Below are 26,994 nucleotides of genomic sequence, written 5' to 3' on the forward strand. Positions count from 1 at the left end.
CATGGAAAATAAGAGTGGAGAGGCGAAAGTGCAGAAGGTCAAAAACTGGTCGCCGGTGTGGATTTTCCCCATCGTGACCGCGCTGATCGGTGCATGGATCCTGTTTTATCATTACAGCCATCAGGGACCGGAAGTCACGCTGATAACCACCAATGCCGAGGGGATTGAGGGCGGTAAAACGACCATCAAAAGCCGTAGCGTGGACGTGGGCGTGGTCGAAAGCGCAACCCTGACCGACGATTTAACCCATGTGGAGATTAAGGCGCGCCTTAATGCCGGCATGGAAAAACTGCTGCATGGCGATTCCGTTTTCTGGGTGGTTAAACCGCAGGTGGGGCGCGAAGGGATCAGCGGCTTAGGGACGCTGCTCTCCGGGGCCTATATTGAACTGCAGCCCGGCACGAAGGGTAGCCAGCCGGGAAAATACCAGCTTCTTGATTCACCGCCGCTAGCGCCGCCTGATGCCAAGGGTATCCGCGTGATCCTCGACAGTAAAAAAGCGGGCCAGCTTACGGCGGGTGACCCGGTACTGTTCCGCGGCTACCGCGTCGGTTCCGTTGAAACCAGCACCTTCGATGCGCAAAAGCGTACCATCAGCTATCAGCTGTTCATCAATGCGCCAAACGATCGTCTGGTGACCAGCAACGTTCGCTTCTGGAAGGACAGCGGGATCGCTGTGGATCTTACCTCGGCGGGGATGCGCGTAGAAATGGGCTCCTTAACCACGCTGTTTGGCGGCGGTGTGAGCTTTGATGTGCCTGAGGGGCAGGATCTCGGGCAGCCGGTTGCGGAGAAAACGGCGTTCAGACTCTTTGACGATCAGCGAAGCATTCAGGACGCGCTCTATACCGATCACATTGACTTCCTGATGTTCTTCAAAGATTCCGTCCGCGGTCTGCAGCCGGGCGCGCCCGTTGAGTTCCGCGGTATTCGTCTTGGTACGGTTGGACAAGTTCCATTCTTTGTTCCGGGCCTGAGCCAGATGCTGGACGATGATTATCGTATTCCGGTGCTGATCCGCATTGAGCCGGAGCGTCTGCTGAACCAGATTGGCGAGAACCAGGATATCGCGGCGCATATTAACGAACTGATGAACCGTGGTCTGCGCGGGTCGCTGAAAACGGGTAACCTGGTGACGGGTGCGCTGTATGTGGATATGGACTTCTACCCGAAAGCGCCGCCGATTACCGGTATTCGTGAATTTGGTGGCTATAAGATCATCCCAACGGTGAGCAGCGGTCTGGCGCAGATCCAGCAGCGTCTGATGGAGACGCTGGATAAGATCAACAATCTGCCACTGAATCCGATGATTGAAGCGGCGACGAACTCTCTGAGCGAAAGCCAGGCAACGATGCGTCGTCTGCAAACCACGCTGGATAACATCAACAAGATCACGGCGAGCCAGAGCATGCAGCAGCTGCCGCAGGATATGCAGAAAACGTTGCGTGAGCTGAACCGCAGTATGCAGGGCTTCCAGCCGGGTTCAGCGGCCTACAACAAGATGGTGGCAGATATGCAGCGTCTTGATCAGGTCTTGCGTGAACTGCAGCCGGTGCTGAAAACGCTCAACGAGAAGAGCAACGCGCTGGTGTTCGAAGCGAAAGATAAAAAGGATCCTGAGCCGAAGAGGGCAAAAGAATGAAAAAGTGGCTATTGATGGTTGGCGCTCTGCTGTTAACGGCGTGCAGTTCAGGGGTAGATAATAAAAGCTACTATCAGCTGCCTGTGGCTACCCACAGCGGTGGGCAAAGCACGGCCACCCAGGGAAACCGTCAGCTGTGGGTTGAGCAGGTTGCGGTGCCGGATTATCTGGCTGGAAATGGCGTGGTCTATCAGACCAGCGACGTTAAATACGTGATTGCGACAAACAACCTGTGGGCCAGCCCGCTCGATCAGCAGCTGCGCAACACCCTGGTGGCCAATCTGGGCAGCCAGCTTCCCGGTTGGGTTGTCGCATCGCAGCCGCTGGGTAACGACCAGGATACGCTGAACGTCACGGTAACGGGCTTCCACGGCCGTTACGACGGTGCGGTGGTGATCAGCGGGGAGTGGTTGCTGAACCATCAGGGGCAGCTGATTAAGCGTCCTTTCCATCTGGAGCTGAAGCAGCAGAAAGATGGCTATGACGAAATGGTGAAAGTCCTGGCTCAGGGTTGGGCACAGGAGTCGGCCAGCATCGCGAGAGAAATTTCCCGGCTGCCATAAGTAAAATTCATCATCAAAAACCGCAGTTGGCCTTTCGCTGATTGCGGTTTTTTTTTCGTTTTCACTTCAGATTGTTACTTGTGCCACGTCACAATTTTTGTACAAATGAACTTCCAGGTAGCTCACAAATATGACACCCGTATGAATTTTGAACATTGACGCTGCGACTAATTCGGGGTATTCGTTATCTGTGCCTGTGCATCTAGTGCAGACACTGTTTTCTTTCCACCAGACAAAAGAATGAGGGAAACGAGGCATGAAGAGACAGAAACGAGATCGCCTGGAACGGGCTCATCAACGTGGTTATCAGGCCGGCATCGCTGGACGTTCTAAAGAAATGTGTCCTTATCAGACGATAAATCAAAGGTCACAATGGCTTGGAGGCTGGCGAGAAGCCATCGGCGACAGGGCACTCATAGCCTGATAACGTCTCTTTCAAAAAAGAAACCTCCGCAATGCGGAGGTTTCGCCTTTCTGGAGGTACGAAAAGCACAATCAGAACGCGGAAGTGTCCTGGAACAGGCCAACTTTCAGGTCGCTTGCGCTATAGATCAGACGGCCGTCTACCAGCACTTCGCCATCCGCCAGGCCCATAATCAGGCGGCGGTTAACGATGCGCTTGAAGTGAATACGATAGGTCACTTTCTTCGCTGTAGGCAGAACCTGGCCAGTGAATTTGACTTCGCCCACGCCCAGCGCGCGGCCTTTACCTTCTCCGCCCAGCCAGCCCAGATAGAAACCAACCAGCTGCCACATGGCATCCAGGCCCAGACAGCCAGGCATTACCGGATCGCCAATAAAGTGGCAACCGAAGAACCACAGGTCCGGGTTGATATCGAGTTCTGCTTCTACGTAACCCTTATCGAAGTTGCCGCCGGTTTCGGTCATTTTCACGACACGGTCCATCATCAGCATGTTAGGGGCCGGTAACTGTGGGCCTTTTGCGCCAAACAGTTCGCCGCGACCAGAGGCAAGAAGATCTTCTTTTGTATAGGATTCGCGTTTATCTACCATGTTCTCAGTAAGCCTTATTTTAGTGAAGGACGCAGGATAGCTAACACGTGTACGCTGAACAAGTCCGATCAGTTCGAACTAAACCAGCCCAGCCAGCGTAACGGCCATGGATAACGATGACGAGCATCCTGCTGTGTCGCCTGAGCTATGCGCTCCTGGATAGTCTGCATCAAGGTGGTTTGCCCTTCGCCATCCCAAACCAGATTTGTCAGTAAGGGTAGCGCATCCTCAATCCCTTCGATGGCCCAGATAGCGAATTGCTCTTGCTCAACCGCATCAAGAATGTCCTGACTGAGGCTCAAATGGCGTGCGTTGGGAGCAGGAATAATCACACCCTGTTTGCCGTTTAAACCGCGCTGCTGACAGATAGAGAAGAAGCCTTCAATTTTTTCGTTGAGACCTCCCACTGGCTGAGCACGACCAAACTGGTCCACCGAACCGGTGATCGCGATGTTCTGATTGATGGGCACTTCCGCCAGGGCGCTGATTAAGGCGCACAGTTCGGCCATAGAGGCGCTATCACCATCCACTTCGCTGTAGGACTGCTCAAACGTCAGCGAGGCGGAGAAGGGTATCTGTTGCTCAAGCTGCAGCTCTGACATCAAAAACGCCTGCATGATCATCATGCCTTTCGCGTGAATGTTGCCGCCCAGCTCGGCTTTCCGTTCGATATCGGTAAACTCGCCATCGCCAATGTGCACAACGCAGCTGATACGAGACGGTTCCCCGAATGCGCGCGGATGGCCGGGAAATTCAATCACCGACAGGGCGTTGATCTGCCCGACGCGCTCGCCTTCAGTTTCTACCAGAATTTGTTCCAGCAGAATTTCATCCTGCATACGGTCAGCAAGATAGCCTTCACGCCACTCACGCTGAGCCAGCATCTGAGTGAGCTGTTCTCCGGTAAATGCCCCGTTACCGCTGATCGCACCCACTTCACGCAGCTGTTTGCCGATCCAGAGCGGGCAAAGCGGCAGCGTTTCCTGGTCTCCGGTGTAGCGCACCGCTTCGCGGATTAAGCCCGGCCACGCGTCAGCCGCAGGAGTTGGCAGCGCAAAACGCTCAGCAACGGCCATCACCCACTGGCACCACTGCGCCATATCGTCGGCGTCAGCAATCTGGATGTTGTCTTCGTATTCGCTATACACCGCCTGCTCAGCGAGCTCCGGCTCCATTTCCTGGAAGTCCGCCAGCGATTCACGGTCACCCGTCAGCACGACGGTCAGCGACAGCGGCATAGACGGAACAGAGACGGGCAGGGGACGAGACTCATCGTAGCCGACCCAGTCGAAACGCTGCTGGTGCACGATGGTTTTCAGACGCATCCACAACAGTGGCTGCGAGAGCAGGGTACGCAATGAGATGATCAGAACGCCGCCATTTGCGCGATGTACCAGCCCCGGCTGCAGCGAAAGTTCGCCGTTAAACTGGCGCAGACAACCAAAGAGTTGTTCCGCCTCAACCCAGTTAGCGGTGATCACCTCGCCCTTAGCGGCAAAACGGCCATCGGCCTGCGCCACCGGTTCGAAAGTGACATCATGTCCCGCAATACGATACTGGCCGCCAAAAACTGCGTTAGCTTCCGGCTTCAGCTGGCGCACGGCATCTCCGAGCAGCGTCAGGTATTCCGCTTCTTCCGGGGCCTTGAGCAGCATGAAGGGCGCTGTTGCCCACGGGCTTAACACCTGCTCAAGCGCATAATGCAAGCGAGGCTGCGTATCGCTAAGGATGAATTCGTGTTCTTTTGCGAGTTCGGGCTGTGCAAACAGTTCCTGGAAACTTTCGGTATCCGGAACAAGGTCACGCCATGCAAGTTTCGTAATGGTCAAAGTTGATGTTTTTTAGTCAGATGTAAAAGCGTGGAGTATACCGTAAGCGGGGGGCTGTACCCAAGCAGGATTGGGGATTTCGAGAGGACGATTGGCTGCATTCACTCACAGGATATGATTTCTTTTCAGCAGATTGCTAAAAAACTGATATTCTGAACAGAGTTACGTGGTAACACTGAGATCGCAATGAAATATCAACAACTGGAAAATCTCGAAAGCGGCTGGAAATGGAAGTACCTGGTCAAAAAGCACCGAGAAGGGGAGCTGATCACCTGCTACATCGAAGCCAGCGCTGCGCAAGAAGCCGTGGATATTTTGCTGACCCTCGAAAATGAACCGGTACAGGTTAACGGCTGGATTGAGAAACACATCAATCCCGCGTTGTTAAACCGGATGAAGCAAACTATCCGCGCGCGACGCAAACGGCATTTTAATGCTGAGCATCAGCACACTCGCAAAAAATCAATCGATCTGGAGTTCGTTGTCTGGCAACGCCTCGCTGGGCTGGCGCAGCGACGGGGCAAAACGCTTTCGGAAACCATCGTGCAGTTGATTGAGGATGCCGAACACAAAGAGAAATATGCCAACCAGATGTCGACGCTGAAGAATGACCTTCAGGCTCTGTTGGGTAAAAAATAGATTTTTCTTTTCTTAGGACAATAAAAAACCCCGCATGGCGGGGTTTTTTTATAAGACGATAACTTATGCCGCTGGCTGAGTTACAACGTCTTTGATGCCTTTAACTTCGATCTCAACGCGACGATCTGGAGCCAGGCAGTCGATCAGTGCAGCGCGAGCTTTCACGTTGTCACAGGTGTTGCCAGTAACTGGGTTAGATTCGCCCATACCACGTGGGGAGATCTTGTTAGCTGGGATACCTTTAGAGATCAGGTAATCAACAACAGACTGAGCACGTTTCTCAGACAGTTTCTGGTTGTAAGCGTCAGAACCGATACGGTCGGTGAAGCCCAGAACCACGACAGAACCGTCTTTAGGATCCAGGTTGCTCAGCTGGGTGTACAGCTGATCCAGTGCCTGCTGACCTTCTGGTTTCAGAGTCGCTTTGTTGAAGTTGAACAGAACGTCAGACTTCAGAGTGAAGTGCTTGGTCTGTACTTCTGGAGCTGGAGCCGGCGCTGGAGCAACAACTGGTGCTGCATCTTCCTGCTGGCCGAAACGGTAGGAAACACCTACGCTCAGCATGCCGTTGTCTGGACGAACACCAACGGTGTTGCCGTCGCCGATGTTGTTAACCCACTGGTATTCCAGACGGGTAGCGATGTCACGGGTCATTGCCCACTCAACGCCACCAGCGAATACTGGGGAAACACCGGTGTCATGATCGTCGCCAGCACGGCTGTTGCTGGAGTCAGCGCGCCATACCATGCCGCCCAGACGGGTGTACACGTCCAGATCGTCAGTTACTGGGTAACCCAGTTTAGCGGTCAGCTGAACGCCCTGTGCTTTGAAAGCGCCGTTTACGGTGTCGCCTTTGTATGGCATACGACCTAACCAGTCGTAACCCATTTCAAAACCAACATACGGGTTAACCTGATAGCCACCGAACGCACCTGCACCAAGCTGGCTCTCGTGAGTAGGGCCATCATTGTTGTTTGCGCTGTCGTACCAGCCGGTGTCATGGAACTGAGACCAGCCCAGTTTACCACCTGCATACCAGGTATTATCTTTCGGAGCGGCCTGCGCTACGGTAGCGAAGCCAGCCAGTGCCACTGCAATCGCGATAGCTGTCTTTTTCATTTTTTGCGCCTCGTTATCATCCAAAATTCGCCATGAAAGTCTCAAGAGAGAATCACGGTTAAATCCTTCACCGGGGGGCGTGGTCAAATATAAATCTACCGATATCTTCGGCTTAGGCCGAGCACCCCTGGCGATGTAAAGTCTACAACGTAGCTGAAAACTTACAAGTGTGAAGTCCGTCAGGCATATGAAAAAAAAAGTTCCGTATACCTATTATTTAACATTTTATGAACGAATTTTGTGCAATAAAATTAAGGAGAACCGCACCAGACAAGCCTTGCCGCAATTTTGAGGCCGGGAACTAAAACCGCATCTTGGGGTCAAAAAAAATTCCAGGAAAAATCTTAATTTCACTCAATGATACAAATTCGAGTGAATTTTTAGCCCTGAATGTTGTCCTTTGCGGTAAGAATCCGATCGAACCGGACGCATAATGAAGCCGATCGCATTCCCTTCTTCCGCTGCTTCAGTTAGACGGAAATGTTCTTCTTCCGTCAACTCTTCCGATAACCATCCAATCACCACGCTGTAATTTCCGGTGCGTAACGCGCGGATCATCGACTCAACGGTATCGCAAGGCGAGAGCTGATTAATTTGCATAACCTTGGTGAGCGGAAGGCCTGCGGACTGAACCCACTCGCGGCTCAATTTTTGCTGCGGCGTGAGCCAAAGCTGCCAGCGCGATTGCTGACCAAGCTGTTGCAATAACGGCAACAGCAGAAGTTGCGTCAACAGGGGCTGGTCTTCACGATAAACCACTTCACTGATTAGCCCCGTGGAAACACGCTCGACGGAATTCTGCGCGACATTGCCTGCGGTAGAAGAGAGAGAGGTTGAGCGATTTGCATAGCCTGAAGTGTGCATATTCATTCCAGCCCTGTAGTTACTGTATGGATATACAGTAACCCCTGTATGCATAAAGATCAACCTCATTTTCGGAAAGCGACTCGCAAAATTGATTCAATCTTGATGCCCCTCGAAAAATCATCTTGCTCAACGGCGCTAAGTTGCCTATTTTCCTGCTAACGGATCCGCTAGTAAGAAATTTCGTTGTTACTTTATGATTTTGAAGGGAAATATCATGAAAAAGATATCTTATGAACGGATTTATAAATCCCAGGAATACCTCTCGCCGCTGGGCGAAATACACCATCGCGCGCTGTTTGGCGGCTATACCCTGGCGGTGGATGATGCGGTTTTTGCCATGGTGTCTGATGGCGAGCTTTATCTTCGGGCCTGTGAGGAGAGTGCGAAATACTGTGTAAAGAATGCCTCTTCATTTTTGACGCTGATGAAGCGGGGTCGCCCTGTGCTACTCAACTACTATCGTGTAGACGACGGGCTGTGGCAGGACAGGGAGCGTCTGCTAAAGCTCTCCTCATTCGCGCTCAATGCGGCAAGGAAAGAGCGTTATCAGCGGCATCAGCGAAACCGTCTTAAAGATCTACCAAACCTCACTTTTCAGCTGGAAGTGTTGCTCTTCGAAGCGGGTATCACTAATGAAGAGACGCTGCGGGCGCTGGGTGCGAGGGAAAGCTGGCTGAAGATGCGGGCAAAAAACAAAGCGCTGAGTATTAAAGTGCTCTTCGCGCTGGAGGGGGCCATTGTGGGACTGCATGAGGCGGCACTCCCGGCAGGCATTCGCCGGGAGCTGACGGAGTGGTTTAATGCGCTGCCTGAGCCACAGGAGAATCACTCCTCCAGGTAGCGATTTGCTGTTGCAGCCGGCAAATTTCAGGCAGCAGAGCGATAAGCAGGCCTATCTGCTGAAGAACCAGCGGCGCTTTGCTGTCGTTTCCCGGGTCAAGATGCGCAATGCGTTGAGCCAGTTCATCCAGCGCCAGTTGAACGCGCGGCTCATCGGCCGGTCGGTGATGAAGCGCGTCGTCAACATAGCAGACGGCGTCATCGAGCAGGTTGAGAATACCCGGGTTGGTGAGTTTCTCACGGTGGGCACCCAGCGTCGAAATATAGCTGGTGAACGTATGGTTCAGGCAGAGCAGGCGGAACGCGGTCTCACGGATCTCCGCCGTGGCGTGAGGCTCCGTTGACATGTTAGAAACAACGGAGGCCAGTTCTGCATCACTGTTGTGCGCGTCGCGACGTGCTATCCGGTAAGCTAGGCGGTTATCGCGCCCCTGGTGGTACTGCTCCAGGATAGCGTCAAGGTATCGACAGTTGGCGTTCATCGCCCTGTCTACCACGCGCGGCAAATTGCGAAAACGCCAGTCCGGCCAGATAAAGCTGACCGCGGCCCAGGCTATCGCGCAGCCAATCAGGGTATCGATCACGCGGGGCAGGGCGACTTCAAACCCCTCACCCAGCAGGTTAAAGCAGAGCAGCACCAGCAGCGTGATGAACATGGTAGCGTGGGCATACTGCACGTTGCGAAACGCGAAGAACAGCACGCCGGTGATCACGATCAGGATCAATTGACCTTCAACGGAGGGCACAAAATAGAGCACCGGAAGGCCGATCGCGACGCCAACCAGCGTGCCGATAATACGCAGCGCTAGACGGTGTCGGGTAGCGTTATAGTTCGGCTGGCAGACGAACAGGCTGGTCAACAGGATCCAGTAGCCGTGGTGCAGCCCGGTTATCTGTATAAAGGCATAACCCACGCACAGGACAAGCGACATTCTCACCGCGTGGCGAAAGAGAGCCGACTCCGGCGTAAAGTTGCGGCTCAGACGTAGCCACATATCGCTAACGCTGTGCACGCTGTCATCAGCAAGCTGGTTTTCCACCTCACTGCCCGGCAGCGCCATCGCCTGTTCGGACTCAATTGTCGCCAGCTGAGCATCAATCGCCCGCAGGTTGTTCAGCAGAAAGCCCAGCGCTTTGATGTGCTCCGGTGACGTTCCGCTGGCCTGAACGCGGTCGAGCGCCGCATCCAGATGGCTGAATACGCGTTCAAAGCGGGGATCATGCTGATAGGGCGTGCGCAGCAGAATGGAACGTGAGAGCTGCTGGCACGCCTGGGACTGCATGGACAGCAGGCGCTGGAAGCGGAACATGACGTCGCTGTAGCGGAACTTCTCGCGCAGGGCTGCATACTGAACGTGCGAAGAGCTGGCGCGTTCATGAATGTCCTGGGCTGCAAAGTAGTAGTGTAAGGTCCTTCGGGTTCCGCGCTGGCCGCGATCGCCGCGCAGGCGGGTAAGCAGAGAGGCTTTCGTCTGGTTAAGGGTGGCGACCAGCTGGCCATTTGCCAGCGCCAGATCGTAGAGCGGCGCCTGGCTTTCTTCCTCGATATCCGGGTCGAACAGCCGGGATTTCAGTTCCAGATAGTGGGCTAGCTGCTCAAAGCTGCGGGCAAGGTTATCCTGCAGAGGGCGAACCGGGAAGATCAGATGACCGGTTAGCGTCAGCAGGTTATACCAGATAGCGCCCAGCAACAGCAGAACCGGCTGCTGGTACCACTGGTCATACAGGGAAACGCCCAGCATGGTGTAGATAGCGATCAGCAATGCGCCAAAAGCGATGGTGGCATAGCGCTGCCCAAGACCGCCCAGCAAAATAAACCCGCTGGTTGAGAGCGTGAGGCCCAGGGCAAACAGCCATGGCCACGGGAAAAGCAGCTCAACGGACGCTGACGCAATGAAAAAGCAGACAAGCGTAATGACCAGGTTGCGTAAACGCCCGGCCAGACGATCGTCCAGGTCCGCCAGCGCCCCGGCCACCACCCCCAGCGTGAGCGGAATGGTGAGCTTGACATCATTTAGCCACCAGGGCAGGGCAACCGTGCCGCAAAGCGCGATAAATATCCTGACGTTGTAAAGCCAGGTGCTGTTCCAGGTATAACGGCGAAGCAGTGGGCTTAGCATAAACGCGGCCAGTCCTTATTTACTGAAAACGACGACGCGCGTTTGCTTCACGCGCCGCCTGGGCCACTTCTACCGGAACAACCCTGCGACCAACGGGCCAAAGGGCGATGGCGGCGATCTTAAAGTTCGCGATCCCCACCGGAATACCAATAATCGTGATGCACTGTGCAATTCCGGCAAAAATATGCATGATGCACAGCCACCAGCCGAAGAAAATCAGCCACAGAATGTTCAGCAGGGTTCCACCCGTATTCATCAGGGCGTTTTTGCTCTCCGGATTCAGCTCGTCAACGTGGATGGCTTCATTCCCGTAGGGGATGAAGGAGAGTTTTGTGATTTCCCAGCAGGATCGGGTCAGGGGAAGCGTGAAAATCAGGACGATGCTCACCAGCGTGGCAAAAAGCCAGGAAAGGGTGGTGGCAAAACCGCCCAGCACAAAATTCAACACATTCAGAACGGTACGCATAAACCCTCACTTCCTTTCGATAAAATTAACGCCCAATGATTGTAACGTTTTTTTAGGCTGGAGCACCTTAAAACTGGCAGTTAAACTGTCAGGTAAATTATCTCTTCGTGGATTTGGCGGAACATGGAACTGAAAGCAACGTCGTTAGGCAAACGCCTGGCGCAACACCCGTACGACAGGGTTGTTCTCCTTAATGCCGGGGTGAAAGTCTCCGGGGAACGCCACGAATACCTTATTCCGTTTAATCAGCTTCTGGCTATCCACTGCAAACGCGGACTGGTGTGGGGCGAGCTGGAGTTCGTTCTGCCTGACGATAAAGTCGTGCGTCTTCACGGCACCGAGTGGGCGGAAACCCAGCGTTTCCATCATCACCTGAACGCGCTCTGGCAGCAGTGGAGCCAGGATATGAGCGTGATTGCCGCCCAGGTGCTCCAGCAGGTGCTGGACGATATCGCGCAAAGCAACGCGCAACACGCGTGGCTGACCCGTCAGCAGACCGCCGGGCTGCAGCAAAAGATCCGCCAGGCACTTTCGGCGCTGCCGCTCTCCGTGACGCGTCTCGACGAGTTTGACAACTGTCGCGACGCCTGGCGCCAGTGTCAGGCCTGGCTGAATGATAAGGATAAAAGCCGTCTCGCCCATAACCAGGCCTGGACAGACGCCATGCTCACCCAATACGCCGACTTTTTCAGTACGGTGGAGTCTTCACCGCTCAATCCTGCCCAGGCGCGCGCGGTGGTCAACGGCGAGCAGTCGCTGCTGGTGCTGGCGGGGGCCGGTAGCGGTAAAACGTCGGTGCTGGTGGCGCGTGCCGGCTGGCTGCTGACGACCGGGGAAGCGGTAGCCGATCAAATACTGCTTCTGGCTTTTGGCCGCAAGGCTGCCCAGGAGATGGACGAACGCATCCAGGAGCGCCTGCACACCCGGGACATCACGGCCAGAACCTTCCATGCCCTTGCGCTGCATATTATTCAGCAGGGCAGTAAAAAAGTGCCTTCCGTCAGTAAGCTGGAAAACGACGCGCAGGCGCGTCAGGCGCTGTTCATCAAAACGTGGCGCCAGCAGTGCAGTGAGAAAAAAGCACAGGCGAAAGGGTGGCGTCAGTGGCTGGAGGAGGAGCTCAACTGGGAGGTGCCAGAGGGCAGCTTCTGGCAGGATGACAAACTGGCGCGTCGGCTGGGTTCGCGACTTGACCGCTGGGTCAGCCTGATGCGAATGCACGGTGGAACGCAGGCAGAGATGATTGAAAGCGCGCCGGAGGCGATCCGCGATCTGTTTTCGAAGCGGGTCAAGCTGATGGCTCCGCTGCTGAAAGCCTGGAAATCCGCGCTGAAAGAGGAAAATGCCGTCGATTTCTCCGGTTTGATCCATCAGGCCATCATCATTCTTGAGAAGGGACGTTTTGTCAGCCCGTGGAAGCATATTCTGGTGGATGAGTTCCAGGACATCTCACCGCAGCGTGCTGCACTGCTCTCGGCGCTGCGGGCGCAAAATAAACATACGTCGCTGTTTGCGGTGGGGGACGACTGGCAGGCCATCTATCGCTTCAGCGGGGCGCAGCTCTCCCTGACGACCGCGTTCCACCACTATTTTGGCGAAGGCGACCGCAGCGATCTGGATACCACCTACCGCTTCAATTCACGAATTGGCGAGATCGCCAACCGCTTTATCCAGCAGAACCCGCATCAGCTGGCTAAGCCGCTCAATAGCCTGCGGCCGGGGGATAAAAAAGCCGTCACCCTGCTGACGGATGACCAGCTGGAGCCCCTGCTGGACAAGCTCAGCGGCTATGCAAAGCCCGAAGAACGTATTCTGGTACTGGCGCGCTACCATCACCTTAAACCTGCGGCGCTGGAAAAAGCCGCCACCCGCTGGCCGAAGCTGCAGCTTGAATTTATGACCATTCACGCCAGCAAAGGGCAGCAGGCCGATTATGTGATTGTGGTGGGGCTGAAAGAGGGCAGCGACGGTTTCCCGGCTCCGGCCCGCGAGTCGGTAATGGAAGAGGCCTTACTGCCGGTGCCGGAAGACTTCCCGGATGCCGAAGAGCGGCGTTTGCTGTATGTGGCCATCACCCGCGCGCGGCATCGCGTGTGGCTGCTGTTCAATAAAGAGGAGCCATCCGTGTTTGTCGATATCCTGAAGAGTATTGATGTGCCGGTAGCGCGTAAACCATAACGATGTCTGGCAAGATTTTGTAGGCCGGGTAAGGCGTAGCCGCCACCCGGCAAAAAAGCTACTTCAACCTTTCGGAAAGATAACGCTCATAGTCCGGAATAAGGATATCCACCGGTGAGTTAAACTGCGGCGATTCGATGATGAAATCCGCCGTGGACAGGTTCGTCGCCACCGGAATATTCCATACCGTCGCCAGACGCAGCAGCGCTTTAACATCCGGATCGTGCGGAACCGCGTTCAGCGGGTCCCAGAAGAAGATCAGCACATCAATTTTCCCTTCGGAAATCTGCGCGCCGACCTGCTGATCGCCGCCCATCGGGCCGCTCAGCATGGCGTTCACCTGCAGACCCGTTTCGCGCTGGATCAGGTTACCGGTTGTGCCGGTCGCCGACAGGGCGTGCTTCTCCAGCGAAGACTGATGGCGGCGAACCCAGTTAAGCAGCATTTGTTTACAGTGATCGTGCGCCACCAGAGCAATGTGTTTGCGTTCAGGCAGCGTGCGTGTTGTCAGTTCCATAATCATATCCATCAGGTTAACTGCCTACACGATGACGGGAACCGTCTGACGCTGCAAGAGAAAGGCGTAAAAAATGTGGCTTATGATGAAGGTTGTTGTTTTGCCCACTGTAAAAACCGGGCCCGCGTGTCGGGATCGGCCTGCTGGAACCAGAATTTAAGGCGCTGTTCCGTCAGAGTCTGGGACTGGGGAGGAATAACGTCCAGTTCAGAGACGCCGGATAGCAGCGTACTGTCGTCCGCCATCATGGTGGCAAACTGCGGAAGCGAGGCGCGTTTACCCGCTTTGTTATAGGTCTGGGTCGCGGCCTCGTAATCCGGACCTTTCGGTGAAACCGTTAGCGCCAGAATATCCAGCTTCACCGGAATCGGCATCGCATCTCCATCCAGCAGTTCAATGCGGGGTGACGCGTCGAAGGCCGCAGATTCCTTCTCCGTTTCAAGGCGGGGTAGGGTGATGTTCACCTGACTGATTTGCCGGGTATTAAAGCTGACGATCAGCGGCGGGGAGATGTACATCCTTTGCTCGTGATTAGCCAGACCGATCGATTTTTCTACCCGGAAGACCAACTGATGCGGTCCGTTATCTAACTCGATGCTGTCTGCTCCCCGCAATAGCGAACTGGAGACCTTTTTCCCGTCCAGGACCAGGAGGTCAATATCGGTAGAGAGTCGGAGCGTGGTAGCAAAAACGCAGACCGGCATCACTAACGCAATCAGAGCAGTGGCAATACCGGTTTTCATAGAAGGCTCCCGTCAGAAATCCTGTCGCCGCATTAATGTATCTAGATTTTTCGAGAATCACGTTTACTAACATATAGACATATTTCACCGTTTTGCCCTCATGCATCTGTATGGGATGGATGGTTGAGATGTGCGGTTTGGCGTACACTTTTAAAAAAGCCAGGAGAAAAACCATGAAAGAGAACGATATTGCCGAGATTCTGACATCCACGCGGACCATTGCGCTGGTGGGCGCGAGCGATAAACCCGATCGTCCAAGCTATCGGGTGATGAAATACCTTCTCGATCAGGGTTATCACGTCATCCCGGTCTCGCCAAAAGTGGCGGGGAAAACCTTACTGGGGCAGCAGGGGTATGCCACGCTCGCTGACGTGCCGGAAAAAATTGATATGGTCGATGTCTTCCGTAATTCCGAGGCGGCGTGGGAAGTGGCGCAGGACGCTATTGCCGTCGGCGCGAAAACGCTGTGGATGCAGCTGGGCGTGATTAACGAGCAGGCCGCCGTGCTGGCGCGGGATGCGGGGTTGAACGTCGTCATGGACCGCTGTCCGGCGATCGACATTCCCCGTCTGGGGCTGGCGAAGTAAAAAAAAGCCCGTTTATCGGGCTTTTTTACACGCTTAGTTCCGCAGGCGCGGGGCCTGTAACTGTTTGCGGATAGTCTGAGCAAGCTCATCCATTGTGGGTTGCTCCGGATGCTCTTCCTGCAGCTCGCTACTGAGCTGCGCTTCGGCCAGATAGGTGTGAACGGGTTGTCCATCATCACCTTCCATCACCACATGGTACCAGGGCGCGGCGCGAAGCTCTGCGTTGACCGCCAGCTCGTCTGCTGACGGTTCATCAAGGGAATACTCCGGGTCGATATCCACGACCACACCCAAATACCCTAGCAAAGTGTGGCGGACCTGCTGGCCGATACCGAATTTGCTGGCAATCATAGTCACCTCCCGGGAAATACGACTTACACGTTATGTGCGGGCAATATTTCTCTTTTCAAGTTACATGACGCGACAGGCAAACCCTTTCAGATACAGTCCTTCCGGGTAGGTAGCAATCACGGGATGATCGGCTGCCTGACGGAACTGCTCTATAAATTGTACATCACGGCCAGCATCTATTGCGGCGTCGGCGATGATTTTCTGAAATAAATCTGTGGTCATCAGGCCGGAGCAGGAGAAGGTGAGCAGAACTCCACCCGGGTTCAGCAGCTGGATAGCCAGCATGTTGATATCTTTATACCCACGGCACGCGCCCATCAGCTGGCTTTTGTTTTCCACAAACTTAGGTGGATCCATCACGATGACGTCGAACTTCTCGCCCTGGTCGCGATATTTACGCAGCAGCTTGAAGACGTCATCGCGTACAAACTCCGCTTTGGTCAAATCCAGCTTGTTGAGCTCGACGTTCTGTTTTGCCACATCCAGCGCTTCCTGCGAGGTGTCCACGCTCACCACCTGAGCACAGCCGCCCATCAGTGCCGAAACGGCAAAGCCGCCGGTATAGGAGAAGCAGTTCAGCACGCGTTTGTCGGCGACGTACTGACGTGTAGCCAGACGGCTGTCGCGCTGGTCGAGGTAGTAACCCGTTTTGTGCCCGCCCTGAATATCCACCAGCAGCTTCATGCCGTGCTCTTCAATCGGCAGCAGGGCAGGCGGCAGTTCGCCGGTGACCGGGCCTTGCGTCAGCTCCATGCCTTCTTTTTTGCGCACCGCCACATCGCTGCGGTCATAAATGGCGCACTGCGGGAACAGCGTTTGCAGCGCGCTAATCAGCGCGGCACGCTGGTATTCCGCTCCGGCGCTCAGGAGCTGCAGCACCAGGAAGTTACCGAAGCGATCGATGGTCACGCCCGGCAGACCGTCGGACTCACCGGCAATCAGCCGGTAGCTGTCCAGCCCGTCGCGTTTTGCCAGCCAGTCGCGCCACTGCTGCGCCTGCTGCAGGCGGCGGACGAAGAAGTCGATGTTGATGGTTTCATCTTTATCGAACGTCCAGACGCGAGCCCGGATCTGGGACGCTGGCGAGTAAGCGCCTCGCGCTAACCATTTCCCCTGATGGTCAACGATATCAATGGTTTCACCGAGGCTGGCTTTACCTTCCATACGGGCAACCGCGCCGGAAAAGACCCAGGGATGACGGCGCAGTAATGATTTCTCGCGCCCTTTGGCTAACACTAAACGTACACTCATAATTTGCTGTTCTGTCGATTTCAGGAAATGGCGCGTAGATTACCACATTCAGCAAGGCGCAATCATCTGCGGATGCCGTTGAGCGTTTCGGCACAAAATCAAATCGCTTAGGCACATTACGATGTTGCAGCAGGCTTTACAGTGGGGCTTCCGGTACAGCAGAGGGAGCACCCATGAAAAAGCGCAGTGTGATAGCAATAGCCGCTCTGGCGGCGATGAGTTTTCAGGTTTTAGCAACAACGCCTTTCAGCATGACCAGCCAGGATATTTCCGGCAAACGCCGGCTGGCGCAACAGCAGGTATTCGAGGGGTTTGGCTGCCACGGTGGAAATACTTCTCCACAGCTGGCATGGGAAAATCCGCCTGCCGGGTCGAAAAGTTTTGCCGTCACGGTATATGACCCGGATGCGCCCACCGGCAGCGGCTGGTGGCACTGGACCGTAGCCAATATCCCGGCGAAGACACTGACGCTGCCCGCTGATGCCGGTAACCCGAGCGGCGAGAAATTACCTGCCGGCGTTGTGCAGGGGCGTAATGATTTCGGCTATTCTGGATTCGGCGGCGCATGTCCACCCGAAGGGGACAAGCCTCATCGCTATCAGATTACCGTCTGGGCCCTGGACGTGGATAAACTTCCCGTCGACAACAATGCCAGCGGCGCGCTGGTCGGTTTTATGCTCAATAGTCACGTTCTGGCAAAGGCTCAGTTAACAGCAACCTACAGCAGATAAGGATGGCAGGGTGCAGAAGTTTCATTTTCGACATAACCATCTTACGGCGGGTGAAGTGACTGCCAGCAAAATGCATCGCCTGCACCAGGTTAAATTGTTTTTTCCGGCTATTTGTCATATCACTCACGGCACTAAGGTGATAGTTCAGGATGATAACCGCCTGGAGGCGACCCGGGATGAGCTCATCATTATCCCGGCCAATACGGCGATGGAGATTATCAATCAGCCTGTAAACGGTCTGTTTCACTCGGATTTGCTGATGTTGTCCCCGGAGATTATCGCCGAGTTTAAAGCGCATTACCTGAAGTCCTGGCCGCGCACGACGTTGCATTCGCTCTGCGCCCCGCTGAGCGAGGGACTGGCGTTTATGTGGGACAACCTGCTGCACGCCGTGCGTCAGGATTTACCGGAGGCGCTACAAAAGCATCAGGCTTTTGGCCTTTTGCTGGCCTTGCTGCATGATGGCGTGGCGGGACCGCTGCTTGTTGAGCGAAACAGTAACCTGACGGAGCAGGTGCGGCAGTTCATTATGCTGTCGCCCGCCAGAGCCTGGACCGCCCAGGACGTCGCCAGCCGTCTGGCCTTAAGCGTGCCGACGCTGCGCAGACGCTTACGTGAAGAGTCGCAGAGTTTTCGCCAGATCGTGGAGGAGGTGAGGATGGCCGTTGCTTTGTCACAGCTACAGTCAACCCGATTACCAATTGGCGAAATCGCATTACAATGTGGGTATCTTTCCAGCTCTCGTTTCACCGCCCGTTTCCGGCAGCACTATGGCTGTTTGCCGAAAACGCTACGTTAAGGAGAAGAAAAATGTCAAAAGTCTGCACCATTGCCTGGGTTCACGGCGTCGTACAGGGGGTCGGATTCCGCTACAGCACCCAGCGCGAAGCGGTTGAGCTTGGGCTCACGGGATACGCGCGAAATGTGGACGACGGCAGCGTTGAGGTGGTCGCCTGCGGCGAAGCGGAGCAGGTCGACAAGCTGGTGGCGTGGCTGAAAGCGGGTGGGCCGCGCAGCGCGCGGGTTGATAAGGTGCTAACGGAACCGCATCAACCCGGCCGGGAGTACGTTAACTTCGGTATTCGCTATTAAATACACTTCACAGGCTTAGGCAGACCAGCAATCTTTGTTGCCTGTTTTGCCGGGCCTTTCGGGAACAGACGATAAAGATAGCGGCTGTTGCCTTTCTCTTCGCCGAACTTATTGGCCATCGCCTTGACCAGCATGCGGATCGCCGGAGAGGTGTTGAATTCAAGATAGAACTCGCGCACAAAACGCACCACTTCCCAGTGTTCGGGAGAGAGGGTAATCCCTTCTTTCTCAGCAATGACTCCTGCCAGCGCTTCGCTCCACTGGCCACTCTCTTTCAGATAACCGTCGTTATCGGTCTCGATCTCTTTGCCTTCAAAACTCAACATAGTCATTCACGCGTCAGTCAAAAACCGCAGCAGTGTAACAAAAAACAAAGCCCCGCATAAGCGGGGCCATGTTTACAGCGCTGCAGCTTAATCGCGGCTGGCGAAGCCCAGGATGCTCAGCAGGCTGACAAAGATGTTGTACAGCGACACATACAGACTTACGGTGGCGCGGATATAGTTCGTCTCACCGCCGCGAATGATGTTGCTGGTTTCAAACAGGATCGCGCCTGAAGAAATCAGTATAAACACGGCGCTGATCGCCAGATGCAGGGCAGGCAGCTGCAGGAAGATGTTTGCCACCATGCCCACCAGCACCACGACAACGCCCGCCATCAGCATACCGCCGAGGAAGGACATGTCCTTACGGGTGGTCAGCACGTAGGCCGAGCAGCAGAAGAACACCAGCGCGGTACCGCCCAGCGCCATACCGATAAGGTCACCCATTCCGGCAGACAGATACGCATTCAGCATCGGCCCCAGGATGTAGCCCAGGAAGCCGGTGAAGGCAAACGCTGACAGAATACCAACCGGTTTGTCAGCCGTTTTGTAGGTCAGGAACATCAGACCATACATACCCACCAGCGTCAGGATCAGCCCCGGAGACGGCAGCATGAGCACGGTGCTGGCGGTGGCCGTGATCGCTGAGAATGCCAGCGTCAGGCTGAGCATGAAATAGGTATTGCGCAGCACCTTGTGGGTACTGAGTAGCGATGTGCGGTCGCGTGAAGAAGTAATTATACGATCCATGAGTCACTCTCTTATGACAGATGTAATTAGTGGAAAGAATAGGAAACGACACGCCAGTCTCAAAGTGGTTTTACCCATCTTTACTCAGCACGTTAGCGCAGGGGGTGGTTATTTCTTCTGCAGAAATCCGTTTCGCCAGTATGAACAGCGGTTTGTGACAATTTACCAGATCAAGCTCTTATAGGTTACTGAAAAATATTGCGTTATTACCATTCGAACGCTAAGAGTTATTTCCGGATCGTCATAAAACAGACTATAAGGCGAAGGAAATGAAACCACAAACACGCACGCACTTTACGCTCTCTTTATTAACCGCAGGGATCCTGTGCGCCAGCACGGCAGCCTGGGCGGCTAACGTGCCGGCAGGAACCGCGCTGGCCGATAAACAGGAACTGGTCAGAAACAATGGCAGTGAACCGGCTTCGCTCGACCCGCATAAAGTCGAAAGCGATGTCGAATTCAATATTATCAGTGATTTATTCGAAGGGCTGGTCAGCGTTTCCCCGGCCGGAGAAGTCCAACCCCGACTGGCGGAAAAATGGGAGAACAAGGACAACACCGTCTGGACGTTCCATTTGCGTCCGGGCATCACCTGGAGCGACGGCACGGCGATTACCGCAGAGGATGTGGTCTGGAGCTGGCAGCGCCTGATCGACCCGAAAACCGCTTCGCCGTACGCGAGCTATCCGGGAAACATGCATATCGTCAACGCGGCCGATATCGCCCAAGGGAAAAAAGCGCCCGACACGCTGGGCGTAAAAGCGATTAACGACACCACGCTGGAAGTGACGCTTACGCAGCCAAACGCGGCCTTCCTCGCGATGCTGGCGCACCCGTCGCTGATGCCGGTGGATAAAGTGTTGATTGGCCGTTTCGGCGATAAGTGGACCAAGCCGGAACATTTCGTCAGCAGTGGGGCGTATAAGCTGTCGCAGTGGGTGGTCAACGAACGCATCGTGGCGGAGCGTAACCCGCGCTACTGGGACAACGCGCACACCGTGATTAACAAGGTCACCTATCTGCCCATCACGTCTGAGGCCTCGGACGTGAACCGCTATAAGGCGGGCGAAATTGACATCGTGTACACGGTGCCGATTAACCAGTTTGCTCAGCTCAAGAAAACCCTGGGCAGCGAGCTGGACGTTTCACCTCAGCTTGCGACCTATTACTACGAATTCAATACCACCCGTCCGCCGTTCAACGACGCGCGCGTGCGTAAGGCGCTGAACATGGCGCTGGATAAAGACATCATTGCCGGAAAAGTGCTAGGCCAGGGGCAGCGCCCGGCGTGGCTCATCAGCCAGCCGGATATCGGCGGCGTTAAGCTACAAAACCCCGATTACGCCAGCTGGCCGCTGGACAAGCGCATCGCCGAGGCGAAAAAACTGCTCAACGAGGCGGGGTACAACGAAAGCCATCCTCTCAGCTTCAACCTGCTCTATAACACCTCTGAATCGCACCAGCGCATCGCGATTGCGGCCAGCTCCATGTGGAAGAAAAACCTCGGCGTGGACGCGAAGCTGCAAAACCAGGAGTGGAAAACCATGCTGGATACCATGCACACCCACAACTTTGACGCGGTGCGCTACGCCTGGATTGCCGATTACGACGACGCGACGACCTTCCTGAACAACTTCCGCACCGGCGACAGTGAAAACACCAGCCAGTACAGCAATCCTGACTACGATGGCGCGCTGGTGAATGCCGCTAAAGCCAAAACAGCCGAGGAGCGGGGTAAGTACTATCAGCAGGCGGAAGATCTGCTGGGACGCGATGTGCCGGCCATTCCGGTTTATCACTACGTCCGTACGCACCTGGTGAAACCGTGGGTGGGAGGATTTACGCCGGATAAGCTGGGGTACTACTATACGAAAGATATGTACATCAAAAAACACTAAGCGGGTGCTGATAAAATCGTCGATGTGTCGTCAGTTCAACCGATTAAACACGTTTTGACTATTTTTACAGCGAACGAATGCCGCGACTCTTTACAGTACGCGGTGAGGTGTTTATAGTTCGCCTCACTTAGGAAGTGTGGCCGAGCGGTTGAAGGCACCGGTCTTGAAAACCGGCGACCCGAAAGGGTTCCAGAGTTCGAATCTCTGCGCTTCCGCCAAATATAAACCCCAGGTTACTCGTTAACCTGGGGTTTTTTCTTTTGGATTGACCGATCCGCCTCACACTTTTAACCTCCCGTTATTCCCCTGTAAAAATCAGGCGTTATCATTCACCCCGTAAATATTTTTTCATCTCTTACCGAGGCTTTGATGCTGGAGAATGTTTTCATCAGATAATCAGTTTCCCGCCCTTATCAGGACGGACTGGTTATCGCTGCGCTTAAACCTTACGCACGCACCTGCAGGTGTGGGCTCGTTTTTACGCATGATGATTACACAGGTTTTCCAGTATGAATTTATCCCGTCAGGAACAACGTACCTTACACGTTCTCGCCAAAGGTGGACGTATTGTGCACGTCCGCGACAGTTCTGGTCGCGTCACGTCCGTTGAGTGCTACACCCGTGAAGGGCTGGTACTGAGCGACTGCACGCTCAGCGTCTTTAAAAAACTCCGCACCAAAAAGCTGATCCGATCCGTGAACGGGCAGCCTTACCGCATCAACACCACCGGGCTGAACAACGTTCGCGCCCAGCTGGATAATCGCTAAGGAGAAGTGATGAATACACCTTACACAGATAGCTACGACCGCGCTTTTTTGCTCGATACCATGATGGGCCCAAACGCCATGCGGCTTACCGAGGAGCTGGTTGCTCAACTGCAGATTGATCCAGGAATGCGCATACTCGATCTCGGCTGCGGGAAAGGGATCTCTTCTATCCTGCTCGCCGAAAAATATGACGCCACGGTTTTTGCCGCCGATCTATGGATTACGCCGAGCGAAAACGCAGCGCGTTTCAGCGAACGGGGTCTGGACGGAAAAATTTTTCCGCTACGGGTTGATGCCACGAAAGCGATCCCGTTCGCGCATGATTACTTCGACCTGATCGTGAGCGTGGATGCGTATCAATACTTTGGCAACAATGACGCCATGCTGGGCACGCTGCTACCTTTCCTGAAACCCGGAGGACATATTGCGGTTGCCGTTCCCGGGTTTATCGGGGAATACAGCGAAACGCATCTTCCGGAGGTGGTTAAGCCTTTCTGGACGCCAGAGTGGTATTTCTATCCGCTCTCCTGGTGGAAAGCGCTGTGGGAAAAAGAGCCCGGTTCGGTTCTGACCACCGTGCGGGAGATGGATACCTGCCAGCAGGCGTGGGATGAGTTTATGCAATGCGAGATCGCCCAGGAGATGATGGTACCCATTATGGACGCGGGCGCCGGGACTTATTTCAACATGATCCAACTGGTTGCGCAGAAGCGCTAAAAGCTCATAAACAACGCCACCCTCGGGTGGCGTTCATGCATTGAATTGTGCAAATGTAGGCCGGGTAAGCGCAGCGCCACCCGGCAAGAAACGCGGCGTTATGAGCGGATAAAGGCCAGAATGTCCGCATTGATGGTGTCCGCATGGGTGGTATGCATCCCGTGCGGGAAGCCCGGATAAATTTTCAGTACGCTGTTCGCCAGCAGTTTATCCTGCAGCAGGGCAGCGTTTTTATACGGCACGACCTGATCGTCATCGCCCTGCAACACCAGAACGGGAACCGTGATGGTTTTCAAATCTTCCGTCTGGTCGGTCTCTGAAAACGCCTTAATCCCCTCGTAGTGGGCCTTAGCGCTGCCGATCATCCCCTGACGCCACCAGTTCTGGATCGTACCCTGTGAAACGTCCGCGCCCTCCCGGTTAAAGCCGTAAAACGGGCCGCTGGCGACGTCGAGGTAAAACTGGGCGCGGTTAGCCGCCAGCGCTTTACGGAAGCCGTCGAAAACCTCGATGGGCGTTCCGCCGGGGTTACTGTCCGTTTTGACCATCAGCGGCGGGACAGAGCTGACAAGCACCGCTTTGGCGACGCGCCCCTGCGGCTGGCCGTACTTCGCCACATAGCGGGCGACCTGGCCGCCGCCGGTGGAGTGGCCGACGTGCACCGCATTGCGTAAGTCCAGGCTTTCTACAACGGCCGACGCATCGGACGCATAATGATCCATATCGTGGCCTTCACTCACCTGGTCCGAACGCCCATGACCACGACGATCGATAGCGATAACGCGATAGCCTTCTGCGAGGAAGAAGAGCATCTGGTTATCCCAGTCATCGGCACTCAACGGCCAGCCGTGGTGGAAGACAATAGGCTGAGCCTCTTTTGGACCCCAGTCTTTGTAGTAAATGTTGACGCCGTCTTTCGTTGTTACGAATGCCATACAGCAGACTCCTCTGTTAAAGACAAAACGTTCGCCGGCTGAGCGCGCAGCGAATCGCTAATGCCTTAATTAAGTTGGCTTTATTCTGTTTCCCGTACCGACAGTACTCCTAAAGTGTAGGTGAAATAGTAAAAGCAGTCGGTTTCATTCCTGTGAAAGGGGGCAAGACAGCGTTCAGGCGGGAGGGGGAAAGAATGAAGGCTCTGGACAGATCCTCCAGAGCCTTCAGGGCAGCATTAACAGCAGAGGCGTTTAGCGGTTTTCTTCAATATAGCGGGCAAGGTCCGCCGGGGTTTTCAGCACCGTCGCCACGTCAGTTGGCGGGATCATGCAGCCGTAAACGTCCTGCACTTCCAGCACCATATCGACTGCCAGGATGGAGTCGAGAATGTCGGATTCAATCAGCTCATCGTGAAAGCCCACCTTACGGGATAACACTTTTTCGAACAGGGCGAGAATTTCTTGTTCCATAATTTTTCCTGGAGTCATTAATTTGTGCGGGCGTAAGCGTCCAGCAGCTTGCGGTCAATTTTGCCGTTAGGATTCAGCGGCAAAGCGTCTTTTACGATAATTTGTGAAGGCACCATATAGTGCGGAACCACCTTCGACAGCGACGTTTTGATGGTATCCGGTGCCAGCTCCGTCACGCAGAACGCGGCAATGCGCAGCACGCTGCCGCAGGATTTCATCAGCGGCAGAACCACCGCTTCGTTGATGCCGGACATGGCCAGCAGGCGGTTTTCAATCTCATTGATTTCAATACGGTAGCCATTCAGTTTGACCTGGCTGTCGTTGCGGCCCTGACAGTAAATAAGCCCTGCTTCATAGCCCAGATCGCCGGTCCGGTAGCCGCGAAACGCTTCATTTTCCCGATGGAGTAATTTTTCCGCGTTCTCCTGCGGCAGGCCGAGGTAGCCGCGCATGACGTTTTTACCCCAGATAATCAGCTCACCGTCGGCGGAAATTTCCATTTTGCTCTCAGGCATCATGACCCCCACCGGCAGCACGGCGGTGTCGCTGTTCAGGATCTCATCCGTGATTTCAACCACGGTTGTCGCGATAGTCGCTTCCGTAGGGCCATAGGAGTTGATGATTTTGGCCTGCGGGAAACGGCGTCGGAGCTGTTTAACCAGCGCTTTATTCAACACTTCACCAATGAAGATAAAGACGCTGAGTTCAGGTAAATACTCGCTGTTAAACTGCGGGGAAAGCAGCTGCTGGTACGCAAAAGAGGGGGTGGAAACCCAGGCGGAGACGGCGTTGCTTTTCAGTCGCTCCAGCCAGTTCGCTTTCTGAATATCGTCTTTGGCGTTCAGCACGATGTGTCCGCCCATCGCCAGGTTCGCCAGCAAAGGGATCAGGGAGAGGTCAAAACTGAACACCGCGTGGTTCATCAGCACCGGTTTTTCCGGCAGCGAAAAGTCCCGGCTGACCCATTTCATAAAGTGCCATACGCTTTCACGCCCAATCTGCACGCCTTTCGGTTTACCGGTGCTGCCTGAGGTAAACATGATGTAGGCCAGATCCTGCTCCTCCAGTACCTTGCCCGGTTCACCGGTGGCGATGAACTGCCGGGTCGCGACGTCATAATAGTAAGGGGCATTGGCCAGATGACAGATCTCCCGGAGGCGCTCCTGCGGGTAGATGCAGTCCACCGGGATGTACGGAATGTTGTGCAGCAGGCAGCTATAAATCGCCACGGCGAATTCGGCCTGCTGGTGTCCGTACAAGACGACCGGCGTACCGGCAGCAGGCTGGCAGCGCTGATAGCGCAGTGCCCAGTCCGTGACGGCCGCGGAAAGCTGCAGCCAGCTTAAGGCGTCGTCGCTGCCGCTGATGGCCAGCTGCTGCGGGGAGGTAGGATCGCATAATGCCGCACGCAAGAAACACTGCAGTTCCTGAAGATCGGAGTGATTTTTCATAGAGGGGACATTCCACTAAAGATGTAAAGGGATCCTGCTGCGCTTCCCAGCGTCAGGATTCGCCCTAAAAACGCAACGGCTGGATGCTGCAAACCGCGGTGCAATGCCGGGCTGCGTTTGGCTGACCACAGCAGCATGTTATGCGTGACGGAAATCGCGCCAAACAGCGCGCCGCTGATGACGTAATGGCGTTCCAGGCCATTCCATGCCCCCATGCAGAACAGGGTGCAAAAAATACCGATATTTTGCGCCAGCGTTTTGTTCTGGCGGAAAAAGTTGAATTTCATCAGGTTCATATACACGGGCATAAAGACCACATCGCGCAGCCATTCAGACAGACTGATGTGGAAGCGGCGCCAGAAATCCTGCGGGTTCTTTGCCAGAATCGGCATGTTGAAGTTTGCCGGGATGTTGAGCCCAAACAGGCGGCCTGCGCCGATGGCCATATTGCTGTAACCCGCAAAATCAAAGTAGAGGTAGGCGCTATAGGCAATCGACATCACCACACCGACGGTCAGCGTAAACGGCTTATGGCTCCAGGGCTGCACGACAAGCGAATCAATCAGCATGGCAAACAGGAACTTCTGGACAATGCCGGTAATGATTTGCTCTAACGCGACTAAAAACTGTTCGCGGTTAAGGGCAAATACGGGCTTGCTGACATCACTCATCCATGTCCGCCAGCGGTACATGGGGCCGGCCAGGATAATAAAGGGCATAAACAGATAGCAGAAATAGTGCAGGAAATTCTGACCTTCTTTTTTACTGCGATAGAGCAGCACGTCCACCGCGCGGAACGTCATGAAAGAGAGGCCGATCATGCCCCAGTGGTTATTTAAGTGCAATTTCACCAGCAACAACGGCAATAATGTCAAAACGACCGCCTGCCATGTTTTTAACCATCCTTTCTCTTTTAACGAGGCGAAAACATAAAAACTGAAAAAAACGGCTGCGGGGACAATATAATCCCCCTGAAATATATAGCCCCAGCCGACTGCCGTCAGTACCGACATCGCGGATAGCCAGGTCAGGCGATGGCGTAATACACGATTGACCAGCGCAAACGCCAGGGCGGAGGAAAACAAATAAACGAAAAACATGCCTGAGCTGTACATCATTCGGCCTCAGAACTT

29 protein-coding genes and 1 tRNA gene are annotated in these 26,994 nt (G+C 54.7%); 14 read left to right on the forward strand and 16 right to left on the reverse strand.

The annotated features are described in order from the left end of the window. The first annotated feature begins 1 nt into the window (after position 1). The 3 genes from pqiB to rmf all read left to right on the forward strand — a co-directional run bounded on the left by pqiB (position 2) and on the right by rmf (position 2,629). A complete protein-coding gene (pqiB, locus tag L370_RS07500) occupies positions 2 to 1,642 on the forward strand; it encodes an intermembrane transport protein PqiB (RefSeq protein ID WP_023311025.1) in 1,641 nt (546 codons plus the stop codon). After that, the gene (pqiC, locus tag L370_RS07495) at positions 1,639 to 2,205 is read left to right on the forward strand and encodes a membrane integrity-associated transporter subunit PqiC (protein ID WP_023335153.1); all 567 of its coding nucleotides are present in this window, start codon (positions 1,639 to 1,641) and stop codon (positions 2,203 to 2,205) included. Before pqiB ends, pqiC begins: the two co-directional genes overlap by 4 nt. Before the next feature lie 256 nt (positions 2,206 to 2,461). Then, positions 2,462 to 2,629 (forward strand): ribosome modulation factor, encoded by a 168-nt coding sequence (gene rmf / locus L370_RS0122020; RefSeq protein WP_013097261.1) that lies wholly within the window; start codon positions 2,462 to 2,464, stop codon positions 2,627 to 2,629. Between the two features lie 71 nt (positions 2,630 to 2,700). Here rmf and fabA read toward each other — a convergent pair whose 3' ends face one another. Beyond that, on the reverse strand, positions 2,701 to 3,219 hold the full coding sequence (gene fabA, locus L370_RS07490; protein WP_008499931.1) for a 3-hydroxyacyl-[acyl-carrier-protein] dehydratase FabA: 519 nt from the start codon (positions 3,217 to 3,219) through the stop codon (positions 2,701 to 2,703). Between the two features lie 68 nt (positions 3,220 to 3,287). Continuing rightward, the gene (locus tag L370_RS07485) at positions 3,288 to 5,048 is read right to left on the reverse strand and encodes an AAA family ATPase (protein WP_023335154.1); all 1,761 of its coding nucleotides are present in this window, start codon (positions 5,046 to 5,048) and stop codon (positions 3,288 to 3,290) included. Positions 5,049 to 5,234: 186 nt separating this feature from the next. Here L370_RS07485 and matP point away from each other — a divergent pair, with 186 nt between their 5' ends. Further along, entirely contained in the window at positions 5,235 to 5,687 is a 453-nt protein-coding gene (gene matP, locus L370_RS07480; RefSeq protein WP_008499929.1) for a macrodomain Ter protein MatP, read from the forward strand. Positions 5,688 to 5,750: 63 nt separating this feature from the next. Here matP and ompA read toward each other — a convergent pair whose 3' ends face one another. Both ompA and sulA read right to left on the reverse strand, forming a co-directional pair. Next, on the reverse strand, positions 5,751 to 6,806 hold the full coding sequence (ompA, locus tag L370_RS07475) for a porin OmpA (protein WP_023335155.1): 1,056 nt from the start codon (positions 6,804 to 6,806) through the stop codon (positions 5,751 to 5,753). A 354-nt stretch (positions 6,807 to 7,160) separates the two neighbouring features. Further along, complete coding sequence (gene sulA / locus L370_RS07470) at positions 7,161 to 7,670, reverse strand: SOS-induced cell division inhibitor SulA (RefSeq protein ID WP_032638797.1); 510 nt, start codon at positions 7,668 to 7,670, stop codon at positions 7,161 to 7,163. A gap of 217 nt (positions 7,671 to 7,887) precedes the next feature. Between sulA and L370_RS07465 the strand changes: the two genes are divergently transcribed. Continuing rightward, complete coding sequence (locus L370_RS07465) at positions 7,888 to 8,514, forward strand: TfoX/Sxy family DNA transformation protein (protein ID WP_023335157.1); 627 nt, start codon at positions 7,888 to 7,890, stop codon at positions 8,512 to 8,514. On the opposite strand, the gene yccS is transcribed toward L370_RS07465, so the two are convergent. Both yccS and L370_RS07455 read right to left on the reverse strand, forming a co-directional pair. Next, positions 8,471 to 10,633 carry a YccS family putative transporter gene (yccS, locus tag L370_RS07460; protein WP_023335158.1) on the reverse strand — a complete coding sequence of 721 codons (2,163 nt, stop codon included), beginning with the start codon at positions 10,631 to 10,633 and terminating at the stop codon, positions 8,471 to 8,473. The two genes, L370_RS07465 and yccS, sit on opposite strands and share 44 nt — an antisense overlap. A gap of 19 nt (positions 10,634 to 10,652) precedes the next feature. Further along, on the reverse strand, positions 10,653 to 11,099 hold the full coding sequence (locus L370_RS07455; RefSeq protein ID WP_023335159.1) for a YccF domain-containing protein: 447 nt from the start codon (positions 11,097 to 11,099) through the stop codon (positions 10,653 to 10,655). A 123-nt stretch (positions 11,100 to 11,222) separates the two neighbouring features. Between L370_RS07455 and helD the strand changes: the two genes are divergently transcribed. Further along, positions 11,223 to 13,277, forward strand: coding sequence for a DNA helicase IV (helD, locus tag L370_RS07450; RefSeq protein WP_023335160.1), 2,055 nt, complete (start codon positions 11,223 to 11,225; stop codon positions 13,275 to 13,277). 58 nt (positions 13,278 to 13,335) lie between these two features. Here the strand turns inward: helD and mgsA are convergent, their stop codons facing one another. After that, positions 13,336 to 13,794 (reverse strand): methylglyoxal synthase, encoded by a 459-nt coding sequence (mgsA, locus tag L370_RS07445; RefSeq protein ID WP_023335161.1) that lies wholly within the window; start codon positions 13,792 to 13,794, stop codon positions 13,336 to 13,338. Positions 13,795 to 13,874: 80 nt separating this feature from the next. Next, complete coding sequence (locus L370_RS07440; protein ID WP_023335162.1) at positions 13,875 to 14,537, reverse strand: curli synthesis inhibitor; 663 nt, start codon at positions 14,535 to 14,537, stop codon at positions 13,875 to 13,877. A gap of 173 nt (positions 14,538 to 14,710) precedes the next feature. On the opposite strand from L370_RS07440, the gene L370_RS07435 reads away from it, so the two are divergent. Then, positions 14,711 to 15,124: a CoA-binding protein gene (locus tag L370_RS07435; protein ID WP_008499920.1), complete on the forward strand. Its 414-nt coding sequence runs from the start codon at positions 14,711 to 14,713 to the stop codon at positions 15,122 to 15,124. A 33-nt stretch (positions 15,125 to 15,157) separates the two neighbouring features. On the opposite strand, the gene hspQ is transcribed toward L370_RS07435, so the two are convergent. After that, complete coding sequence (gene hspQ, locus L370_RS07430; RefSeq protein WP_008499919.1) at positions 15,158 to 15,475, reverse strand: heat shock protein HspQ; 318 nt, start codon at positions 15,473 to 15,475, stop codon at positions 15,158 to 15,160. 60 nt (positions 15,476 to 15,535) lie between these two features. Continuing rightward, positions 15,536 to 16,726: a 23S rRNA (cytosine(1962)-C(5))-methyltransferase RlmI gene (gene rlmI / locus L370_RS07425; RefSeq protein ID WP_023335163.1), complete on the reverse strand. Its 1,191-nt coding sequence runs from the start codon at positions 16,724 to 16,726 to the stop codon at positions 15,536 to 15,538. A gap of 173 nt (positions 16,727 to 16,899) precedes the next feature. On the opposite strand from rlmI, the gene L370_RS07420 reads away from it, so the two are divergent. Genes L370_RS07420 through yccX form a run of 3 tightly spaced genes read left to right on the forward strand, consistent with a single transcriptional unit; the run spans position 16,900 to position 18,549 of the window. Beyond that, positions 16,900 to 17,457, forward strand: a complete 558-nt coding sequence (locus L370_RS07420; RefSeq protein ID WP_023335164.1) for a kinase inhibitor — start codon at positions 16,900 to 16,902, stop codon at positions 17,455 to 17,457. A 10-nt stretch (positions 17,458 to 17,467) separates the two neighbouring features. Next, positions 17,468 to 18,256, forward strand: a complete 789-nt coding sequence (locus tag L370_RS07415; RefSeq protein ID WP_023335165.1) for an AraC family transcriptional regulator — start codon at positions 17,468 to 17,470, stop codon at positions 18,254 to 18,256. A gap of 11 nt (positions 18,257 to 18,267) precedes the next feature. After that, entirely contained in the window at positions 18,268 to 18,549 is a 282-nt protein-coding gene (gene yccX / locus L370_RS07410) for an acylphosphatase (protein WP_023335166.1), read from the forward strand. On the opposite strand, the gene tusE is transcribed toward yccX, so the two are convergent. Continuing rightward, on the reverse strand, positions 18,546 to 18,875 hold the full coding sequence (gene tusE, locus L370_RS07405) for a sulfurtransferase TusE (protein ID WP_023335167.1): 330 nt from the start codon (positions 18,873 to 18,875) through the stop codon (positions 18,546 to 18,548). The two genes, yccX and tusE, sit on opposite strands and share 4 nt — an antisense overlap. Before the next feature lie 87 nt (positions 18,876 to 18,962). Next, a complete protein-coding gene (gene yccA / locus L370_RS07400; protein ID WP_023335168.1) occupies positions 18,963 to 19,622 on the reverse strand; it encodes an FtsH protease modulator YccA in 660 nt (219 codons plus the stop codon). Positions 19,623 to 19,891: 269 nt separating this feature from the next. Between yccA and L370_RS07395 the strand changes: the two genes are divergently transcribed. The 4 genes from L370_RS07395 to L370_RS07380 all read left to right on the forward strand — a co-directional run bounded on the left by L370_RS07395 (position 19,892) and on the right by L370_RS07380 (position 23,004). Continuing rightward, complete coding sequence (locus L370_RS07395; protein ID WP_023335169.1) at positions 19,892 to 21,520, forward strand: ABC transporter substrate-binding protein; 1,629 nt, start codon at positions 19,892 to 19,894, stop codon at positions 21,518 to 21,520. Positions 21,521 to 21,650: 130 nt separating this feature from the next. Next, positions 21,651 to 21,738, forward strand: a tRNA-Ser gene (locus L370_RS07390). A 291-nt stretch (positions 21,739 to 22,029) separates the two neighbouring features. Further along, positions 22,030 to 22,287, forward strand: a complete 258-nt coding sequence (locus tag L370_RS07385; RefSeq protein ID WP_021240841.1) for a YjhX family toxin — start codon at positions 22,030 to 22,032, stop codon at positions 22,285 to 22,287. A 9-nt stretch (positions 22,288 to 22,296) separates the two neighbouring features. Continuing rightward, entirely contained in the window at positions 22,297 to 23,004 is a 708-nt protein-coding gene (locus L370_RS07380; protein WP_023335170.1) for an SAM-dependent methyltransferase, read from the forward strand. A gap of 98 nt (positions 23,005 to 23,102) precedes the next feature. Here the strand turns inward: L370_RS07380 and L370_RS07375 are convergent, their stop codons facing one another. The 4 genes from L370_RS07375 to L370_RS07360 form a co-directional block, all read right to left on the reverse strand. After that, on the reverse strand, positions 23,103 to 23,939 hold the full coding sequence (locus tag L370_RS07375; RefSeq protein WP_023335171.1) for an alpha/beta fold hydrolase: 837 nt from the start codon (positions 23,937 to 23,939) through the stop codon (positions 23,103 to 23,105). A gap of 252 nt (positions 23,940 to 24,191) precedes the next feature. Next, the gene (locus L370_RS07370; protein ID WP_008499867.1) at positions 24,192 to 24,410 is read right to left on the reverse strand and encodes an acyl carrier protein; all 219 of its coding nucleotides are present in this window, start codon (positions 24,408 to 24,410) and stop codon (positions 24,192 to 24,194) included. A gap of 17 nt (positions 24,411 to 24,427) precedes the next feature. Then, positions 24,428 to 25,861: an AMP-binding protein gene (locus L370_RS07365; protein WP_023335172.1), complete on the reverse strand. Its 1,434-nt coding sequence runs from the start codon at positions 25,859 to 25,861 to the stop codon at positions 24,428 to 24,430. Continuing rightward, positions 25,858 to 26,976, reverse strand: a complete 1,119-nt coding sequence (locus tag L370_RS07360) for an MBOAT family O-acyltransferase (protein ID WP_023335173.1) — start codon at positions 26,974 to 26,976, stop codon at positions 25,858 to 25,860. Before L370_RS07360 ends, L370_RS07365 begins: the two co-directional genes overlap by 4 nt. Between the last annotated feature and the right edge of the window lie 18 nt (positions 26,977 to 26,994).

It is taken from the genome of Enterobacter sp. MGH 24 (genome assembly GCF_000493015.1).
Taxonomy (GTDB): Bacteria; Pseudomonadota; Gammaproteobacteria; order Enterobacterales; family Enterobacteriaceae; genus Enterobacter.

Excerpts from the sequence above, each read along its gene's own strand:
- pqiB (WP_023311025.1), top strand. The coding sequence starts at position 2 with ATGGAAAATAAGAGTGGAGAGGCGAAAGTGCAGAAGGTCAAAAACTGG.
- pqiC (WP_023335153.1), top strand. The coding sequence starts at position 1,639 with ATGAAAAAGTGGCTATTGATGGTTGGCGCTCTGCTGTTAACGGCGTGC.
- rmf (WP_013097261.1), top strand. The coding sequence starts at position 2,462 with ATGAAGAGACAGAAACGAGATCGCCTGGAACGGGCTCATCAACGTGGT.
- fabA (WP_008499931.1), bottom strand. The coding sequence starts at position 3,219 with ATGGTAGATAAACGCGAATCCTATACAAAAGAAGATCTTCTTGCCTCT.
- matP (WP_008499929.1), top strand. The coding sequence starts at position 5,235 with ATGAAATATCAACAACTGGAAAATCTCGAAAGCGGCTGGAAATGGAAG.
- ompA (WP_023335155.1), bottom strand. The coding sequence starts at position 6,806 with ATGAAAAAGACAGCTATCGCGATTGCAGTGGCACTGGCTGGCTTCGCT.
- sulA (WP_032638797.1), bottom strand. The coding sequence starts at position 7,670 with ATGCACACTTCAGGCTATGCAAATCGCTCAACCTCTCTCTCTTCTACC.
- L370_RS07465 (WP_023335157.1), top strand. The coding sequence starts at position 7,888 with ATGAAAAAGATATCTTATGAACGGATTTATAAATCCCAGGAATACCTC.
- yccS (WP_023335158.1), bottom strand. The coding sequence starts at position 10,633 with ATGCTAAGCCCACTGCTTCGCCGTTATACCTGGAACAGCACCTGGCTT.
- L370_RS07455 (WP_023335159.1), bottom strand. The coding sequence starts at position 11,099 with ATGCGTACCGTTCTGAATGTGTTGAATTTTGTGCTGGGCGGTTTTGCC.
- helD (WP_023335160.1), top strand. The coding sequence starts at position 11,223 with ATGGAACTGAAAGCAACGTCGTTAGGCAAACGCCTGGCGCAACACCCG.
- mgsA (WP_023335161.1), bottom strand. The coding sequence starts at position 13,794 with ATGGAACTGACAACACGCACGCTGCCTGAACGCAAACACATTGCTCTG.
- L370_RS07440 (WP_023335162.1), bottom strand. The coding sequence starts at position 14,537 with ATGAAAACCGGTATTGCCACTGCTCTGATTGCGTTAGTGATGCCGGTC.
- L370_RS07435 (WP_008499920.1), top strand. The coding sequence starts at position 14,711 with ATGAAAGAGAACGATATTGCCGAGATTCTGACATCCACGCGGACCATT.
- hspQ (WP_008499919.1), bottom strand. The coding sequence starts at position 15,475 with ATGATTGCCAGCAAATTCGGTATCGGCCAGCAGGTCCGCCACACTTTG.
- rlmI (WP_023335163.1), bottom strand. The coding sequence starts at position 16,726 with ATGAGTGTACGTTTAGTGTTAGCCAAAGGGCGCGAGAAATCATTACTG.
- L370_RS07420 (WP_023335164.1), top strand. The coding sequence starts at position 16,900 with ATGAAAAAGCGCAGTGTGATAGCAATAGCCGCTCTGGCGGCGATGAGT.
- yccX (WP_023335166.1), top strand. The coding sequence starts at position 18,268 with ATGTCAAAAGTCTGCACCATTGCCTGGGTTCACGGCGTCGTACAGGGG.
- tusE (WP_023335167.1), bottom strand. The coding sequence starts at position 18,875 with ATGTTGAGTTTTGAAGGCAAAGAGATCGAGACCGATAACGACGGTTAT.
- yccA (WP_023335168.1), bottom strand. The coding sequence starts at position 19,622 with ATGGATCGTATAATTACTTCTTCACGCGACCGCACATCGCTACTCAGT.
- L370_RS07395 (WP_023335169.1), top strand. The coding sequence starts at position 19,892 with ATGAAACCACAAACACGCACGCACTTTACGCTCTCTTTATTAACCGCA.
- L370_RS07385 (WP_021240841.1), top strand. The coding sequence starts at position 22,030 with ATGAATTTATCCCGTCAGGAACAACGTACCTTACACGTTCTCGCCAAA.
- L370_RS07380 (WP_023335170.1), top strand. The coding sequence starts at position 22,297 with ATGAATACACCTTACACAGATAGCTACGACCGCGCTTTTTTGCTCGAT.
- L370_RS07375 (WP_023335171.1), bottom strand. The coding sequence starts at position 23,939 with ATGGCATTCGTAACAACGAAAGACGGCGTCAACATTTACTACAAAGAC.
- L370_RS07370 (WP_008499867.1), bottom strand. The coding sequence starts at position 24,410 with ATGGAACAAGAAATTCTCGCCCTGTTCGAAAAAGTGTTATCCCGTAAG.
- L370_RS07365 (WP_023335172.1), bottom strand. The coding sequence starts at position 25,861 with ATGAAAAATCACTCCGATCTTCAGGAACTGCAGTGTTTCTTGCGTGCG.
- L370_RS07360 (WP_023335173.1), bottom strand. The coding sequence starts at position 26,976 with ATGTACAGCTCAGGCATGTTTTTCGTTTATTTGTTTTCCTCCGCCCTG.